This window comes from Acinetobacter sp. Root1280 (assembly GCF_001425285.1).
Classification (GTDB): Bacteria; Pseudomonadota; Gammaproteobacteria; order Pseudomonadales; family Moraxellaceae; genus Acinetobacter; species Acinetobacter guillouiae.
On the sequence record NZ_LMED01000028.1, the window covers coordinates 120858 to 137836 of the forward strand.

Here is a 16979-nt window from a genome sequence, read left to right on the forward strand (position 1 = left end):
ATTTATGCTCCCATACCATTGTGTACCAGCAATTGAATTTTCGTTGGGTTATAGCCATTACATGGGTTATTTAATTGCGGACAATTTGAAATCAGTACGATTAAATCCATCTCAGCTTGAATTTCCACATATTTGCCAGCGGCAGAAATACCATCAGCAAAGGTTAAATGGCCATCCGAGCTGACAGGCACATTCATAAAGAAATTAATATTGGGGCCGATGTGCCGAACGTTTAACTGATATTTTTGTGCAATCGGATGTTTGGCTAATGCATACATAAAATTATTACGGCAACTGTGCATCGGATAGGTGTCATGTGCATAGCGAACCGTATTACTTTCACATGAACAGGCACCACCTAAGGTGTCATGACGACCGCAGTTATCATCGGCAATCACTGCAATTGGGCGGCCTAAATTACTGTATAAGGTTGTCCCTTTTTCAAGGTAAACATGCTGATTAATGGCCAAAGTATCTGTTGCGCTATAACGTTCTGCTGGGTTTTCTGCTGACATAAATAAGGTATCGACGGCTTGATTGCCTTCTAAATCAACAATACGGAAATATTGGCCTTTTTTTACTTCGCCCATCCATGCTTCACCCGCAGGACAAACTTCATTTAACAAGGCTTGATCTAAAATAGGCTTTTCGATTGAAGTTAAAATGCTCATGATGATTGTCCTTAAATGCGTGTGTTACTAGATGAACTCAGCGCGTAATAACGCTGGTTATTGTCAAATGCACGTTGATTTTGCGGACATGAGTCTCGACAAATATCGTTTTCCATTAAGGACAATGCGGTAAAAAGACCCATTTCTATATCAGCGGGAGCATATTGCGCTGAATGATCTAAACCATGCGGTGCAGCCGATAAGAATACAAAACAATCCATTTCAAAACGCAGTTCAATGATTTGCCCAGTATTGTCTGAGCCAATATAAGATAATGCACCTGCATCATCTGGGGTCACTTTTGAAAATAAATTCACTGTTGCGCTGAGATCAATTTGCCCAAGTGAATATTTACTCATTTCAACCAGCAAACCATCTAAACCATTTTGAATCATTTGATTTCGGGCATCTTGGAATGTCTTTATTCCAAAAGTAGCTTGGATTTGTTCTGGACGACTTGGACCACACAAAGCGTCATTCCAGCCATGATCATCATGAATAATTGAGGCCATAACCCGCCCCAAATCGGAATACAACACATGACCTTGAGTTAAAAAAGCAGTATGTTGCCCTTTTAAACTATCTGGCATATTAAAACGCTCAAGTCTGTCATGGGCATTCACACAAAATAAAGAGACATTGGCATCGGCAGATAAAGCTTTAAATTGAAGTACGCTTCCTTTGGGAATGCGACCTGACCAGTGATGTCCACCGGGTAATTTTTCAGACCAAATGACCTGTTGATCATGATAATTTGTCGTATGCATAGCCACTCCTGTTCGGATAGTTTATTGACTTCCTCCCGGGCTTTTATCCCTCCGTGTAGTTCTTTCGAACCGCGAACTCTCGGTCCAGTCATACTCTTTTAGACAAGTATCGGAACCCTAGATCACTTTTTATAATTTTATTTGATGCAAAGGATGTGCCAATCTGGTATTACGATTTTAGGCTTTAGTAATACTAATTTTGTGCGATAAGAGTGCATTTAAGGACATAGAAAGCAAAAATGAGTTATTAATGATCTAAAAAATGGCGATGTGCTAAATAAAAACCCGTTCTAAATTAAAACGGTCTCTAAAAAAAATCCATCTCTAATAAAATCCTTTTCGAAAAGAAACCTGTCATCGAAACAACGCAGCACAAAAAATATTTAAGCTCGTCGATAGGTTGACTTAGGGCATTGCGAACCTTACGCTGCAAACAAAGCCATGCTTTGTTTTTGCTCATATTCTGCTTAAGAAGATAATTCAGGGATATAGCGGAAACACTCGATAAAAAACACGCACTGATTCAGGCCAAAACCAACCTGAGTCAGCGCGTGTTAAAATGATTCATCGTACTTAGCAAGTAGGTGCTACAGGATGGCTCATTAATAATACATTTTAGTAATACGTTGCTCTTTTTTTCGAGAATTTATCCAATTGCTTGAGAAAGCCATCAAAATAATCTTTTTCTTTTTCTTCTACACGATAACCTGCATATAAGGTTCGACGTAAACCTTCAGGCGCGACACAATCTAAACGGCGAGAAACCACCCAGCCCTTTTGCTCATATTCATTGACCACCCAATCAGGCAGTGCTGCGATACCATGACCACTTGCCACAAGTTGAATCAACATTTGAGTTAAGTCTGTGGTGCGAATATGTTTTGGCTGAATATTGGCAGGAATAAATAATCTCGACATGATATCCAGTCGATGCTTATCCACTGGATAGGTCACCAAGGTTTCTTCCGCCAACTCTTGCACCGTAATTTCTTTCATTCGCGCCAAAGGATGCGTGATTGAGAGTACCAATCTCGATTCATATTCAAAAATTGGAAAATACTCTACCCCTTTTAGCGCAATTGGATCTGCTGTAATTAACAAATCAAATTCACCGGTTTGTAATAACTCATGCGGATTGGCTTCAAATCCTGAGGCAAAATCTAAATCTACATCTGGGTATTGTTGACGATACTGGTTTAGCAATGGCATAAGCCAATCAAAACAACTGTGGCATTCAGAAGAGAAAACGATTCGTCCTGTTTGCCCATGCACAATACGGGTAATATCAGACTGGGCAATTTGCACTTGTGGCAAAATATCATCAGCAAGTTTCAGTAATCGTTGACCAACATTAGAAAAACTCACTGGACGTGAGCGACGATTCACCACTTCGACACCAAACCATTGATCTAACTCTCGAAGCTGGTGTGATAAAGCCGAAGGCGTTAAACACAAATCTCCTGCTGCTGCAACCAATGAACCATGTTCACGTAAAGCAGTAAGTGTTTTTAGATGTCGAAGTTCTAACATTCCGTCATTACCAAATTAATATGTTAAAGGTGATCTGGCTATAGCATAACGGATTGATGATGTTTATGTTTAATTATTTTCACTTAAATTTCAAATTTGTTATTTTTATTCATTTTTAAATAATACGTAAAAATATTGAAGATGCTCTTACTCATCCATACAATTAAATCACTCCATTTTTGAATGAACTAAATCTGGTGATTTAAAATATCATCCTTAAAAACTTTCAGCATAGACTGAAAACATTTCAGTGAATTCAAACACCACAAGACGTTAAAACTTCTAGAATAGAAGATTATTCATTTTTTATATTGTTTAACATGACTCTGGAACGCCAAAAGCTCACACTCCCCCAAGGCCACGACAAATTGTTGCTGCATTCATGTTGCGCGCCGTGCTCAGGTGAAGTCATGGAAACCTTAATTGAATCAGGCATCGACTTTTCAATTTTTTTCTATAATCCAAATATTCATCCAGTCAAAGAATATTTAATTCGCAAAGAAGAAAATATTCGCTTTGCTGAGAAGCATAATATTCCATTTATTGACTGTGACTACGATACAGACAATTGGTTTGAACGTGCCAAAGGTATGGAAAATGAGCCTGAAAAAGGCATCCGCTGTACCATGTGTTTCGATATGCGTTTTGAGAGAACCGCACTCTACGCACACGAACATGGATTTAGTTTAATCAGCAGCTCATTGGGCATATCGCGTTGGAAAGATATGCAACAAATTAACGGCTGTGGAATCCGAGCTGCCGCACATTATCCACAAATTGAATATTGGGATTATAACTGGCGTAAAAGTGGCGGTGCACATCGTATGATCGAGATCAGCAAACGTGAAGAATTTTACCAACAAGAATACTGTGGCTGTGTTTATTCACTGCGAGATACCAATCGCTGGCGTATGAAAAACGGTCGTGACCGAATCAAATTAGGTGAAAAGTTTTATACCAATGCGATGGACGAGGAAAATTAATTTATTCAAACTCGTCCCTTTATCACTGCTTCACATACCAGTTTTTCCAAGAGCTGGTTCCACGTACTTCTATCGGTACAGTTGGAATCAGCTGTTTTTTTAATATCTGAATTTGATCGACCTCTTCAGCCAATCGAGCTTTGATAGAGTGTATACACTCTCGATCCCCAAATTCACAACGGTCTAAATGTGTGCCACCGCATGGACCATTTGCCAGACCTTTAGGGCAAGTTTCAGGGCAAATATATAAGGTTTCAGCCAGCCGACACTGACCACAGCTCTCACACCCGACAATAAAGTGCTTACTCAAATATTCCGCTTGTAATAGTAATTTTGCTGCAAGGGCTTTATTCCAAAAATTCGCACTAAAAATATAAGCACCCAGCCCTTTGACCAAACTGGAATTAAACATGGTACTGTGAATGGTATCTAAAAATTGATATTTCACTTTCTGATGCAAATTACTCAGCTTAGACTTTTCTACAGCAGCTGGGCGTAATTCATTGCCCGTTTTAAGCTGCCATAATTGAGTCCATAATTGTTCACATTGTTTAAGATCAAGATGTCGATACTGTTCAATATAACTAGTTAAAATCGCTTGCTCATCGGCTTTATGGCACGCAGAAAGATGCACACCAGCATAACCAATATGCTGACAAATCAAAATTTGCAAAGCACAACGTAAATAAGTATTTTCAGTTTGATCAGAATCATGTTCTTGAGCCAACACTTCAAGCATATGTGGTGTAATCACAATACCTGCAACGTTATGTTTCAGCATAAATTTCGCTCGTGCTAAAGTCAGCGGCATCACACAAGCAAGAATTTTTTGTGTATAGTTTTCTTCAATTAAAAACTCATGTGCTTGTTTAAGTGCCACGAGGTCAAAGCCTAACTGGGTAATAATATAATCAGCGCCGGCTTGTAGTTTTTTATGTAATTTTAAATACTGCGCTTGTTTTTCTGCTTGGCTATATTTAAACGGATTCAAAGCAACGCCAATATGAAAGCCGCCCTGTTGTTTGGCAGCGATGACCGCATTCACCGATTCTAAATAGCGTGTTCGAGCGTGGCTACCTTGTCCATCATGATGTTGTTTTAACTTATCGCCAGTCAGTAACAATAAATTTTGCTGTCCGTGTTGTTTGGCTTGCGTTAAAAACAGATTGAAATCATGAATATCTCGGCCTTTACCTGCATAGTGCAATACTTTTTCAATCTGCTGCGGATAAGATTGCGCGGCGATTAAGGGTGCAATATCTTCATCTGAACGTACTCGATCTGACAAAGTCATACATACAGGAAAGCCCGCCAGTTGTGTTGCTACGGGCAATACCTCTTGCATCGAAGGCAAATATTCCACCAAACAACAAAATTGGTTTTGAGCAAAGTATTGGGAAAGCTGAGACATAAAAAAATTTAGATAAATACAGCAAAATAAATAGGCCTGAATTATAGAATGTTTTAAATCGAATTGCTGTAATCATAAAATGCTTTCTAAATAATCTTGATAAAAATGCTTAGCTCCGCTCAGTAAACATTTTTGTTTACACGGTCATCATTTTTGTTTACCATATACTTATGTTCAATAAAATGAGCTAAGTGTGAAGAGAAGTGATTTCATCAAAGAGTTAAAAGGTTTGGGCGCAACATTTGTAGAAGGTAGTAAACACACCAAGGTTTATTTAAATGAGAAACAAAGCACTATACCTCGCCATACTGAGTTAAAAACAGGACTGGTAAAAGCAATAAGAAAGCAATTAGGAATTTGAGGGTTCGCCCTCAAACCTTTCTTAAGATGAAATTGTTGTTCACATTATTTCGGAGATTTAATACATGTTTTATCCAGCTAAACTTAAACCAGATCTAGAAGATGGTGGTTATGTTGTAGAGTTTAGAGATATTCCCGAAGCTATTACCCAAGGTGATACTTTAGATGAAGCCAAAGAGATGGCTCAAGATGCACTTATAACCGCTATGGACTTTTATTTTGAAGATCAAAGGTCTATTCCTTTACCGAGTAAAACGCTTGAAGAAGACGAAGTATTTATTGAAGTTCCAATAAGTATTGCGTCTAAAGTTTTACTTTTAAACTTAATGCTTGAGAAAAAAGTAACTCAAGTAGAACTCGCAAGATTGCTCCATAAACCTAAACAAGAGATTACTCGTATTGTAGATCTACATCACTCAACAAAAATTGATACTGTTGTTGATGCATTAAAAGCCTTAGGCAAACAACCCCAGCTTATAATCTAAAAAAAGAAACCCGCCTACAAATGGCGGGTTTTTTGTACCACAATACGTATGGTTATTCACTTTACTATAGTGAACCTGTCAAAAAACTCAGACACATTAATGTAATTTCTTTTAATTAATATATCAATTAAATCAATTGCATGGAGAAATAAATTAATTGATTATAAAAAGGCTTGCAATGCCACATCTTACATTCTAGGTTTAGATCCCTTTGCGTAGGCGACGTCTCACTTTTCGTAGGGAGATGCCAAACCTTGCGCTGCAAACAAAGCCGTGCTTTGTTTTTGCTCATGTTTGGCGAGGGGTACGTCCTGTACCCCCGCCCAACGGCGACATCCCTGTCGCCACACGGTAGGATCACCATCCATGATTCAAAAGCACAAAAAACGAATTAATAACCAATAGTTTCTAAAAGTTCATACAAAAATATAAGCTTTATTTATGATTAATGACTTGATAGAAATCACTTATATGAATAATTAGGTGGTTTCACTATAGCTAATATATTGATAAATAAAAATATTTTAAATTTAACTTTTTTATACTGAAAAAAATGGGTATTGTCTCCAATACCCATAAAGCTTATGTCTTGCTATTAAATTCAAATAGTGAAAACTATATCTAAACTAAGCTACTGTTAATATTTAAATTTCACATTCAGACGAACCATCATTGGATCCCCCCAATTAACCAATTGTGCATTTGGTGTGGTCCCTGCCAGATACTCTCTATCAAATAAGTTTTTAATCGTTAAACCCGCACCCCAATTTTTGGCTTCATAACCCGCATTTACATCAAATAAGGCATAACTTGGTAAGTAGACAAAATCTGTACTACGTTGTGCTGTTCGAGAACCTTGATAACGAATCCCCGCACCAATATTCCAACCTAATTTATCTGGGCTAAAATAGTACTGGGTAGATAACGAACTGGCATTTTTAGGTACATGATTGGTACGTTTGCCAATATCACTGGCAATCACACTTTCAGTGACTTTTGCTGTTGGGATATAGCTATAGGTTGCTGTGGCATTCCATTGATCGGTTAATTCCGCAGCAATTTCTGCTTCAAAACCTTTGGTGACTTGTTCGCCTGTTTGGATTGAAAAGTTTCCAGAAATATCTGCTTCAGTTACATTTTTACGGGTCAGATCATAATAGGCAATATAGCCTTGTAGACGCTGATCCAGTGCTTGTAACTTGACCCCAACTTCGGCCTGTTTACCCTCTTCAGGATTCAGCAATTGACCATTTTCACCGGCATCTGTTACAGGCATAAACGAGGTCGAATAACTGATATATGGTGCAAACATATCGTTGATACGATACATCACCGATCCACTGCCCGTAAATGCATTGTCTGAGTTTTTGCTGCTGCTATTTTTTAATACATCGTCAATTTCAACCTGAGTCCAATCATGTCGACCAGACAATCCGATAATCCAGTGATCATCTACTTTAAGTGTATTGCGTAGATATAAACCAGTATATTGGCTATAGGTTAGTTGTTGCGTTGGTGCCCCCAGTTTGGTACTGGTGATCCCATAAACTGGACGGTCGGCATTAAAAGAATTGATGGTATCAGTTCTACGATAATAATCACTGCGCTCTCGCATCATATCAACACCGACCATCACATCATAGTTGATCTTTCCAAAATCAAAATTACGTTGTAAGTTATTGTCCAAGGTGTAGTTAGTATCTTGTTTGTCTTGATTATTTACAGCACGTTTAATGTCTGGTAGAGGATTGTTACCTGATGCTAATATCGGATTGCCTTGGGTATCAGTTTTGGTGACTGCAAAGTTTTGTTTAAACACCCAAGCATTGTCAAAGTAGTGCGCATAATTTGCACCTAGACGATAAACATCGACATCATAACCATGATCAGGTTCGCCAAAGAATAGACTTGAAGGGTATTTTTTATAATTGCCTTTGCTATAAGGAATACCCTGTTGACGGATGTATTCACGATGTTGATAGCTGGCAATGACAGATAAATCATCTTTATCGCCTAAATCAAAATTGTAAGATGGAGCGATATATTGGTTTTTAAAATAAACATGGTCAGTCGGGTCATCTTGATCAGAGATCCGTCCTACAATACGAAAAGCGCCTTTTGCACGATTGTCAGGTGCATAGTTCAGGTCAAATGTACCTTCTTTTAAACCATAGCTTCCATAACTTAATGTGCCTTTGTAAGCGGTTTCTGCTTGCGGTCGTTTGGTGGTTAAATTGACTAAACCGCCTGGCAGCGCCAAACCAAAACCAACTGAGGTTGGGCCTTTGACCACTTCAATAGACTCTAAGCCAGAAATATCTTCCGCTCTTAAAACATTATCTGATGCTTGAATACGCAACCCATCAATATAAGTTTGTGAACTGGATATTTGTCCACGAATAATAAAATCATCCCAGCCTCTTCGTCCATATTGACCAGAGGTCACACCTGCCACACCTTCTAAAGCTTCGGCTACTGTTTTTGCTTGCTTTTGTTCAATTTGCTGATTGGTGATCGCACTAATCGACTGAGCTGTTTCAAATAAAGGCGCTTTAGATCGCAATACCGCACTTGCTGTTTTTGCTGCATAGGCTTTTTTATCACTGTCTGCTTGTACGGTAATCGTTGGCAATTTATTGCTTACAGCATTTTGCGTTATATCTGATTCTGACTCAGCATGAGCGGTGGATAGCATGATGGCAAAAACTGAAAATGCGAGGGAGGATTTATTAAATTGCATTAAACAATGACCTAAAAACTTGAAGCATAATTATAATCATTTTCATTTATATTTATCACTATTTTTTACGCTTTCCTTTTAATGATATAAGTTTGAAAAGAAGCACGCTTTAAATAAAACATGATTTTTCTAATGATTAGACTGTATCAATCACATCATTGATAAGTTAGGCTTATTCTTTTATAACGATCGGTCAAAAATTAATAATAGTGTTTATTTAGATGTTTTATTTTGCAGATGACTCATATATTGAGTTGGGCTTAAACCTAGAACTCGATGAAACATGGTGGTGAATGCAGCCGGATTTTTAAAGCCAAAATCATAAGCAATGTGCTGTATTGGCTGATTTTGGATCAATTTTTCCAGACTTAACAGTACACAAGCATGTTGTCGCCATTTTGAAAAAGACATCCCGACTTCACTTTTAAACAGCCGACTAAAATGCCGCTCGCTGATATAAAGTTGTGTCGCAATTTCTTCGGGTGATAAATGAATATTGGGCTGCTTTAAGAACTTTTGGCAAATTTCTAAAATGGCTTTATTTTCCGGCAAAGGTAAATGCAGTTCAATTTTTTCAGAAACGGCTAGCTCAGTTAAAATCAATTCTTGAATCAGCTCATCATGTCTAGAAAGCGGTTCATTCAATGCTGGTGCTTTTAAAAGTAATTGTCGAAGCAAAGGCGAAATTGACAGCACTTCGCAACATTCAATCTGCCTCGGGACATCTTCAGGAAGAATATACAAACTACAGGTTTTAACATTAAACAAAGTCAATTGATGCGGAACTTGTGGTGGAATCCAAACTGCCCTTTCTGGAGGAATGATCCAGTTTCCTTGTGGTGTTTCTACATGCATCACACCCTGAGCAGCATAGAGTAATTGTGCTCGTTTATGGCTGTGCATCTTCAACACATAATACTCAGCGTACTGCGTTTCTATCGCAATCATTTTATGTTTTAAATGCTCAACACTATGAATCGAGATTTGTTTCATATCCATGTCTGATTTGAGTAATTAAATGCGGAATATAACAAATTTTACCAATCGAGAAATCCTTAAACTGGTATTTATTTTGAAAGATCTCTGTGTATGGAACTCTATCTTATTTTATTGGTTGCAGGATTTGTCAGTGGCATACTCACCATATTATTTGGTTTTGCTGGTGGCTTTGTTGTTGTTCCTTTGGTTTATTCGACAATTCGTATGCAATATCCAATTCATTCTACGGCCTATGATTTAGCTTTTAAAAGTGCGGTTGCAAGCTCATTATTGTTGATGGTGATCAACTCTGGTTTGGCAACTTATCAACAATATAAACAGCGAAAAATACACAAGCAGTACCTCTTCCCAATCGCATATTGGATTGCTGCTGGCGCAATTTTAGGCACTTTACTTGCCCTAAATATTTCATCACATGTATTAAAATGGTCTTTTGCGCTCTATTTGTGTTTTACAATTTTTGATTGTCTGCTTCGTCAATTCAAACAGCCGCATTCAAATCCACAAGCAATAAGATTACTCACCAAAACAGAACAAGGTCTAGGCGGCATCTTTATCGGCGGGATTGCATCAGCGTTGGGTGTCGGAGGCAGTGTGATGACTGTTCCTCTGTTCCGTCGCTGTGGTTTGGATATGTCTTCAGCCGTTGCCCTTGCAAATCCTTTGAGTATGCCTGTTGCCATAGCCGGTTGTATCACCTTGATCATTGGGCAAATTATCCAACCACAACATTTAGGAACGCATTTTGTTGGTTATTTTTATTACCCTGCTTTAATTGCATTGATTATAGGCGGCTTTTTAGGCATGAAATTGGCAATACAATGGACCGGAAAATTGTCTAATCAAATGCATGAGCGTGGTTATATCCTATTACTCACGCTGGTTTTGATCAGTATTTTATTTCAATAAGGGAGACTGGTGGCTTAAAGGCTTGGAGATTATCTGTTAACAATCCAACTAAAAACCAAGCCATATATCGTTTAACGTTAATATTTTTAAATTTTATATATGGCTCAATCAAGTAACATTTAAAAAAACGCTAGCTAATTTTAAACATGACAATACGTGAAGAAGTTTTGAGTTTTGGCACAATTGACATCAATGTCGTTAACATTAACCCCATTCGATGCCAACCTTTAAATTGATTAAACAAATAAGTCCGCACATGTTTAAGTTTGGGATGCCATGTTTCAATGTCTTTTTCATCATCCAAACCAAACTTAAATGTGGCTTTGGTTTTACTCACAGTGTCGTGTAAAGCAGACTTAGTACTCATCCAAGCATTGAGCATGTCAAAATGCAGTTCAGCACCTGAAAAACGTTCAGCTAAAGCTGTTAACACCTGTTGATTTTGTGCTTGATTGAAGTACATCAATACCCCTTCGATCACAAACATAAAATGACCATTGGGATGCGTTTCTTTTAATTGATCCATCCATGTGGTCGATAACATTGAACTTGCAATAAAGTGTTCATTTTTATGCGCGGGAATAAGTTGCTGACGTTGCTCAATCACTTCAGCAATATCCAATTGATAAAACTCAGCATGTTCAGCACTTTTACCGATACGTTGTATACGGCTATCTAAACCACAGCCTACAAATACAATAATCGGCTGATGATTAAGATAATGATGAAGCTGAATAAAGTCTTTAACTTTCTGATCAAAATGTGTTGAACGCAATGCAACACCTACAGACGTGGCCTTCTTGTTTTTATATTTTGAAAAATCATAATCAATTTTTTCCACCAACTCACAGGCTGTTTGGTCATTAATTAAAGGATTTTTTTTCTGCGTTTCAACGGATTTGGCATATAAGGTAATCAATAGCGTGTCGGCAATGTCATCCTGTAAGTTAAGCGATATTTTTTTCATTACGTATTCCTCATGTCATTTAGATTTATTTTTTGCAAATAATGCTTTGGGTGATTTGCCATAATAACGAGTAAACGCAACTGTAAAATTATTGGGATATTGATAGCCCACCTGCCACGCTACTTGAGCCACGTGTAAACCTGACTCAAGTAAGCTATGGGCTTTTCGCATCCTCAACTGCAATAAATATTCAGTCGGATTTACCCCATACAGCTTGATAAAACAGGCTTTGAATTTATATACATTCATACCGATCACACTGGCGATATACTGCATCGTCAATGCTTGATCTAATTGATTGATCATTAAAGCTTTGGCTTTTTCCAAATTTTGCACATCCTGCATACTCAAGTTTGCAGGTGAGACTGTTGATTCATCAGGCACAATTAACGGCAAATGTTCTGATAACAAACTCAGTGCATGAATATGTTGTTGTAAGCTATTTTGTGGTTGGTTGTTGCGTTGTAATAGTGAATGTGCCAATGCGCAAGCATGGACTTTACTGGTCATTGAAACAGGCTGAAAAGCGATTGGATGGATGTGGTTTGGGAAAAATAAGGTCTTGAGCTGTTGTGAACTTAAATATTTACTCAAAAATTCCGAGCTCATAATCAAGCGAAGCTGAGAAACCGTCTGTTGTTTTTGATAGTGGCGTATTCCTTCAATGGATGGAAAAGTGTTGATACTGATATGGTCCGCTTTAAAACTGAGCTGCTCTGTATTGTTACTCTGATATTTTGAGCACCCTTGTAATCCAACCGTCAATACCATCACGGGGTTTGGGTGTGTTGCTTGCGTTTCTTCTTCTAATGCATATTGAGGGCAATAGTGTAATTGGTTAAGTAGCAAGCCAGTTTCAATCTGTAAAGTGTCAGCATAGCAATGACCAAAATCTTCAGGCAAGCCAATACGTTGTTGCCGTGAAGAGATCTCTTGAACCGAACGCGCTACATCAATCCGTACACGATGATGTAATTGTGTCATCACTCAATACTCCATCTAGCCAGAAACTTCATTCCGCATACTATTTTCTATAATTTTAATATAAGAAATAATAATCATTCTCATTTATTGAGTCATCATATCGTATCTTTGGATCGAATGTCTAGACCAAATGTTATCGGCATTCCCTGTGTAATTTTAAAAGGTGCTTTTAATGAATCTTTCTCTAAATCAGGCTGTACAAATACTGACTCAACCTCATCCTTTACATTCCATTTGGCAAATTTACCTGTCACAAATACAGGCACAAGCCTTAGATTTTTCAATTGAAAAAAAACTCTTTGCATCATTATTTCAATTTGAAGATGCCACAGTCCTAGCAAAGAAACATGCTTTGCATCCTCAAAATACCGATTATCTGTTACAGCTCTTGGCAAGTTTACAGCTGTTAGATACCCAGTTTGACCCAACCAGACAGGCTATGCTTTATCGTATTAAACCAGCACTTAAAGACTACTTTGATCCTATATCAGATCAATATTGTGCTGATGCTCTGTTATATCGCCAACAAGTGATTCAGTCTGTTGCTGGACAACTTTCTGTGTCTTTTTCTCGTGATTTTCAAGCCCAATTTCGAACACCAGAAACGATCGGATCTGCATGGGCACAAGCGGCTCAAATACAAATTGCCCAAGAACAAAACGCTGTCACAGTTCACATTGCAGATGTGCTTTCTGATGTAGTCCGTGAATTTAAAACAGCAAGACATTTTCTTGACGTTGGTGCTGGCGCTGGGCGAGTTGCGATGCATGTGGCTGAAAAGTTTGCTCAACTTGAATGTACCCTTTTAGAGCTTCCGCATGTCATCGAGGTAATTCGACCTACTTTAACAAACCATCCAGCACATCAACGCTTGCATTGTTTAGCCGCGGACTTGCAAAGCTTAGACTTTCAAACTTTAAAATCTCAACCCCAATACGATATTATTTGGTGCTCATCTGTACTGCATTTTGTCAATGATTACGCTTTAATTTTAGAAAAACTGCTTGCAGCTCTATCACCCAATGGCGTATTAATTTGTTGTCATGCCGAAATTGACCCATCTCAATATGATGCAGATATTCAGAGCTATTATCTGAATATGCGTATGCAAGGCAATTACATTCCACAAAAGGACGACATTTATCGCAGCTTAAAGCAACTGGGTTGTCAGCACATTGAAACGATCGAGAATGTGCAATTCCCTGTTGCGCCGGTTGATGTACTGATTGCGCGGAAATAGGTTATAAAAAAGCGAGAAGTAAAACCCAATCCTTAAATCAAATTGACTTCTCGCTATCTTATGTTGTCATGTCGAATATTGAACATAAACGCATTAGAATTTCTGCGAAATACTCACCTTATAATCTCGACCTGTACCTGTCATATACTCTCCCAAATACATTTTGTAATCACGATTAAATAGATTATCAATCGAGAAATTCAACGTCGGGCCTTTTGCACCAATTGGCTGCCAGTCTGCATAAACGCTATGTAGTGAATAGCCTTTGGTTTTGGGTAATGAAAATGAAGATGCCGCGATCGACTTATCATTATCTGAAAGGCTTCGATCTTGTGCAGCAACAAATATCCCTCTCCATCCCATGGTTAAGTGATGTTCAGGCACATTCACCCCTAAAGTCGCTGTGGCTTTTTTCGGTGGAATATTGGTCATCCATGTTTTTTGATCAAACCACGGATTTACAGGGGAATTATCACGTTGCCCGCGAATATAAGCATAGGTTAAACCTGCAAACCAAGTCGGCTGGTTATAAAACGCTTCGGCTTCATAGGCTTTGATGGTGTAATCGGTCACGTTACGATAAAAACCACGATCATAATTGCCTTTACAGTCTGCTACGCTGCCTTTTCCAGTATTTACATTGTTTTCTGCTTGGGCTTTACAAAATGTTGAGCGATTGCGGAATATTTCATCACCCCCGCGATTATGATGATAAGTTAAACGCACTTGCAGATGATCTTCATCACTGAATACATCATCAAAATTCATCTCATTTCCGACACGAATCGCCAACATTTTTTCAGGAAGTAAATAACGACTGGTCGATGGAACAGTGGTCGCTGCGGATTGCACATAATATTGCTCATCAACACGAGGCGCACGCCATGTTTTACTGACATTTGCAAACCATGTCATGTAATCCGCCTGTTTCCAAGACATTGCCAAACGTGGAGACCAGCCCGTATAGGTTTTACTGGAATAATCATGCCCAGCCGCTGGATCATTAAATCGTGATGCACGATTTGGCTTGCCGTTATTTTCAATATGATCATAACGTAGCGATGGGGTAATGACGAAATTGTGAATCTGATATTGATCTTCAATAAATGCACTCAGCATTTGTTGATCGCCAGCAGGCATATAGTTCGGTTCATAATAACCAAAATTATAATCGGGCTTTTTGGCATTATTCTTGTCATAAATCAGCGAGTTTTGTTCCATTTTCTGGTATTGCGCACCGACTTTTAATTTATGCGTCCCCAGTTTTGTTGCAATATCACTGATATTACTCATTTTTAATGCTGTATTGGTATAGGTTACCCAGCTTTCATTACCTAACAGTGCCGCTGAACCTGTCACACTTGGCAAGCGTAGATCATGCTGATAGGTTTTGGAATAAGATGCGACAGCTTTTAAGTTTAGATATGGGTTAGCGTCTGGATTGAATTCATAACTTGCAGAATAGCTGGTATCTTCCTGATCACGGTCGACCAAACGGCGTTTCCAAGCCTCATCATAACCATATTTGGCAATATCAGCTTCAGTTGGCACTGCATCTTGATCACGCATGGCAGCAAAAGGTTCCCAGCCTTCATGTCCGCTACGCATGGCATTTAAAGAAATTTTATGACCATCGGCTGGATAAACATTCAGTTTGGCTAAATAGGTTTCCTGCTCTTGCCCAGAATATAAAAACTCACTGCCATCAGGACGCTTTACATTTCCGCTGTCTCGGTTGGTATAGTAAAACAGACCATCGACCAGCCCATTGTCGGCTTTACCATATACTGCACCTGTATAAGTATTTTGGCTGTTGTTGGAAAAACGTGAATATTTTAAAAATGCGCCAATATTTTTACCATCATCCAGCAAGTCAGTGGCATCTTTAGTTTCCAGTGTAACCTTACCCCCAAAACCACCATTTCCGACTTCAACATTATGTGGTCCTTTATCCACCGTAATTTTCTTTAAAATCTCAGGTTCAATAAAGACTGAACCTTGTCGATATTTATCAAACGTTTTAACAGAATCATCCAAGGTGATTGGCACATCAGCGACACCGCCCATGCCGAGAATATTAATCGTTTGCCCTCCCGGACGTGGAGATCCTGCTGAACCTACACTGGGCATATGATCGAGCAATTGCGCAACATTATTGGTTTGATAACGATCAATCGCCTTTTGATTGAGTACGCTCTGACCAAATTGTATGGTATCTTTTTTTACTGCCTCGACCACAATCGGGGTCATCTGATAAATTTGATTTTCAGCACTTGTGGTTGATGTTGTTGTTTTATCCGTTGCTGCTTTCTCTGTATTGACTACAGGTGCTTGTGTAGTGACAGGCTTTTCAATGAGTAGATAACCTGCCGAAGTTTTTTGAATCTGGAATGGCGTATTTTGCACCAATAATGCAAAAGCTTGATCTAGGGTATATTTACCCTTCATCGTCTTTACCCGATAACGATTGGTTTTTGCAGGATCTAACAACAAGGATACATTGGCTTGCTGTGCCAAGCTATTTAAAGCTTGGGTTAATGAACCGCTTTGCACTTGATAAAAACCAACAGGCGAAGCGTTATTTGCATGCGTTTGTATACTGATTGCACTCATAGACAGTGCGATTGCAACAGCCAACGCAACTGGCTTTATTGCATTCTGATATAAAGATTGAGACATTTTCTACCCACCCAAGGTTAAATGATAATCATTAACTTCATTTAGTTAAAATAATCCGTGTTTTCATGTGTTCTAAGTTATATGACGAAGCAGAAACAAAAAAACCGCAATCAATTGCAGTTTTTTTAAATTTTAACGTTCTAAAGTATCAGCAAATGCATCATTCTTCGCTTAGTCCAACACAGAATTACCCCTTTATAAATTTTGAATCAATAATTTGCGATAAATAGTATTTTATTCACATTATAGAAAAG

General features: G+C 38.4%; 15 protein-coding genes and 1 riboswitch. Of the genes, 5 read left to right on the forward strand and 10 right to left on the reverse strand.

Annotated features, from left to right (window positions below):
* Positions 1 to 2 precede the first annotated feature (2 nt).
* From ASC84_RS19940 to ASC84_RS19950, 3 genes are all read right to left on the reverse strand, one after another.
* Entirely contained in the window at positions 3 to 671 is a 669-nt protein-coding gene (locus ASC84_RS19940) for an urea amidolyase associated protein UAAP2 (RefSeq protein WP_056517881.1), read from the reverse strand.
* Positions 672 to 682: 11 nt separating this feature from the next.
* Positions 683 to 1438 carry an urea amidolyase associated protein UAAP1 gene (locus tag ASC84_RS19945; protein ID WP_056517884.1) on the reverse strand — a complete coding sequence of 252 codons (756 nt, stop codon included), beginning with the start codon at positions 1436 to 1438 and terminating at the stop codon, positions 683 to 685.
* 30 nt (positions 1439 to 1468) lie between these two features.
* Positions 1469 to 1570, reverse strand: a riboswitch (guanidine-I (ykkC/yxkD leader).
* Positions 1571 to 2053: 483 nt separating this feature from the next.
* Positions 2054 to 2968 carry a LysR family transcriptional regulator gene (locus ASC84_RS19950; RefSeq protein WP_004724679.1) on the reverse strand — a complete coding sequence of 305 codons (915 nt, stop codon included), beginning with the start codon at positions 2966 to 2968 and terminating at the stop codon, positions 2054 to 2056.
* A gap of 320 nt (positions 2969 to 3288) precedes the next feature.
* Between ASC84_RS19950 and ASC84_RS19955 the strand changes: the two genes are divergently transcribed.
* On the forward strand, positions 3289 to 3951 hold the full coding sequence (locus tag ASC84_RS19955; RefSeq protein ID WP_081401080.1) for an epoxyqueuosine reductase QueH: 663 nt from the start codon (positions 3289 to 3291) through the stop codon (positions 3949 to 3951).
* A 22-nt stretch (positions 3952 to 3973) separates the two neighbouring features.
* Here ASC84_RS19955 and ASC84_RS19960 read toward each other — a convergent pair whose 3' ends face one another.
* Positions 3974 to 5362: a methylenetetrahydrofolate reductase C-terminal domain-containing protein gene (locus ASC84_RS19960; protein ID WP_056517886.1), complete on the reverse strand. Its 1389-nt coding sequence runs from the start codon at positions 5360 to 5362 to the stop codon at positions 3974 to 3976.
* 193 nt (positions 5363 to 5555) lie between these two features.
* On the opposite strand from ASC84_RS19960, the gene ASC84_RS22545 reads away from it, so the two are divergent.
* Positions 5556 to 5723: a type II toxin-antitoxin system HicA family toxin gene (locus ASC84_RS22545; protein ID WP_016539635.1), complete on the forward strand. Its 168-nt coding sequence runs from the start codon at positions 5556 to 5558 to the stop codon at positions 5721 to 5723.
* A gap of 64 nt (positions 5724 to 5787) precedes the next feature.
* Positions 5788 to 6207 (forward strand): type II toxin-antitoxin system HicB family antitoxin, encoded by a 420-nt coding sequence (locus tag ASC84_RS19965; protein WP_056517888.1) that lies wholly within the window; start codon positions 5788 to 5790, stop codon positions 6205 to 6207.
* Between the two features lie 227 nt (positions 6208 to 6434).
* Here the strand turns inward: ASC84_RS19965 and ASC84_RS23525 are convergent, their stop codons facing one another.
* The 3 genes from ASC84_RS23525 to ASC84_RS19975 form a co-directional block, all read right to left on the reverse strand.
* The gene (locus tag ASC84_RS23525) at positions 6435 to 6557 is read right to left on the reverse strand and encodes a hypothetical protein (RefSeq protein WP_264753258.1); all 123 of its coding nucleotides are present in this window, start codon (positions 6555 to 6557) and stop codon (positions 6435 to 6437) included.
* A 287-nt stretch (positions 6558 to 6844) separates the two neighbouring features.
* Positions 6845 to 8947, reverse strand: a complete 2103-nt coding sequence (locus ASC84_RS19970; protein ID WP_056517889.1) for a TonB-dependent siderophore receptor — start codon at positions 8945 to 8947, stop codon at positions 6845 to 6847.
* Positions 8948 to 9160: 213 nt separating this feature from the next.
* Positions 9161 to 9940: a helix-turn-helix domain-containing protein gene (locus ASC84_RS19975; RefSeq protein ID WP_056517891.1), complete on the reverse strand. Its 780-nt coding sequence runs from the start codon at positions 9938 to 9940 to the stop codon at positions 9161 to 9163.
* 96 nt (positions 9941 to 10036) lie between these two features.
* On the opposite strand from ASC84_RS19975, the gene ASC84_RS19980 reads away from it, so the two are divergent.
* A complete protein-coding gene (locus ASC84_RS19980) occupies positions 10037 to 10855 on the forward strand; it encodes a sulfite exporter TauE/SafE family protein (protein WP_056517893.1) in 819 nt (272 codons plus the stop codon).
* A 130-nt stretch (positions 10856 to 10985) separates the two neighbouring features.
* Here the strand turns inward: ASC84_RS19980 and ASC84_RS19985 are convergent, their stop codons facing one another.
* Entirely contained in the window at positions 10986 to 11822 is an 837-nt protein-coding gene (locus ASC84_RS19985) for a class I SAM-dependent methyltransferase (protein ID WP_056517894.1), read from the reverse strand.
* A gap of 15 nt (positions 11823 to 11837) precedes the next feature.
* A complete protein-coding gene (locus ASC84_RS19990) occupies positions 11838 to 12806 on the reverse strand; it encodes an AraC family transcriptional regulator (protein WP_056517896.1) in 969 nt (322 codons plus the stop codon).
* Positions 12807 to 12978: 172 nt separating this feature from the next.
* Between ASC84_RS19990 and ASC84_RS19995 the strand changes: the two genes are divergently transcribed.
* A complete protein-coding gene (locus ASC84_RS19995; protein ID WP_056517898.1) occupies positions 12979 to 14046 on the forward strand; it encodes a trans-aconitate 2-methyltransferase in 1068 nt (355 codons plus the stop codon).
* A 93-nt stretch (positions 14047 to 14139) separates the two neighbouring features.
* Here the strand turns inward: ASC84_RS19995 and ASC84_RS20000 are convergent, their stop codons facing one another.
* Positions 14140 to 16725, reverse strand: a complete 2586-nt coding sequence (locus ASC84_RS20000; protein ID WP_056517899.1) for a TonB-dependent hemoglobin/transferrin/lactoferrin family receptor — start codon at positions 16723 to 16725, stop codon at positions 14140 to 14142.
* Between the last annotated feature and the right edge of the window lie 254 nt (positions 16726 to 16979).

Excerpts from the sequence above, each read along its gene's own strand:
- ASC84_RS19995 (WP_056517898.1), top strand. The coding sequence starts at position 12,979 with ATGAATCTTTCTCTAAATCAGGCTGTACAAATACTGACTCAACCTCAT.
- ASC84_RS19980 (WP_056517893.1), top strand. The coding sequence starts at position 10,037 with ATGGAACTCTATCTTATTTTATTGGTTGCAGGATTTGTCAGTGGCATA.
- ASC84_RS19985 (WP_056517894.1), bottom strand. The coding sequence starts at position 11,822 with ATGAAAAAAATATCGCTTAACTTACAGGATGACATTGCCGACACGCTA.
- ASC84_RS19940 (WP_056517881.1), bottom strand. The coding sequence starts at position 671 with ATGAGCATTTTAACTTCAATCGAAAAGCCTATTTTAGATCAAGCCTTG.
- ASC84_RS19950 (WP_004724679.1), bottom strand. The coding sequence starts at position 2,968 with ATGTTAGAACTTCGACATCTAAAAACACTTACTGCTTTACGTGAACAT.
- ASC84_RS19965 (WP_056517888.1), top strand. The coding sequence starts at position 5,788 with ATGTTTTATCCAGCTAAACTTAAACCAGATCTAGAAGATGGTGGTTAT.
- ASC84_RS19970 (WP_056517889.1), bottom strand. The coding sequence starts at position 8,947 with ATGCAATTTAATAAATCCTCCCTCGCATTTTCAGTTTTTGCCATCATG.
- ASC84_RS19945 (WP_056517884.1), bottom strand. The coding sequence starts at position 1,438 with ATGCATACGACAAATTATCATGATCAACAGGTCATTTGGTCTGAAAAA.
- ASC84_RS19960 (WP_056517886.1), bottom strand. The coding sequence starts at position 5,362 with ATGTCTCAGCTTTCCCAATACTTTGCTCAAAACCAATTTTGTTGTTTG.
- ASC84_RS19975 (WP_056517891.1), bottom strand. The coding sequence starts at position 9,940 with ATGAAACAAATCTCGATTCATAGTGTTGAGCATTTAAAACATAAAATG.
- ASC84_RS19990 (WP_056517896.1), bottom strand. The coding sequence starts at position 12,806 with ATGACACAATTACATCATCGTGTACGGATTGATGTAGCGCGTTCGGTT.
- ASC84_RS19955 (WP_081401080.1), top strand. The coding sequence starts at position 3,289 with ATGACTCTGGAACGCCAAAAGCTCACACTCCCCCAAGGCCACGACAAA.
- ASC84_RS20000 (WP_056517899.1), bottom strand. The coding sequence starts at position 16,725 with ATGTCTCAATCTTTATATCAGAATGCAATAAAGCCAGTTGCGTTGGCT.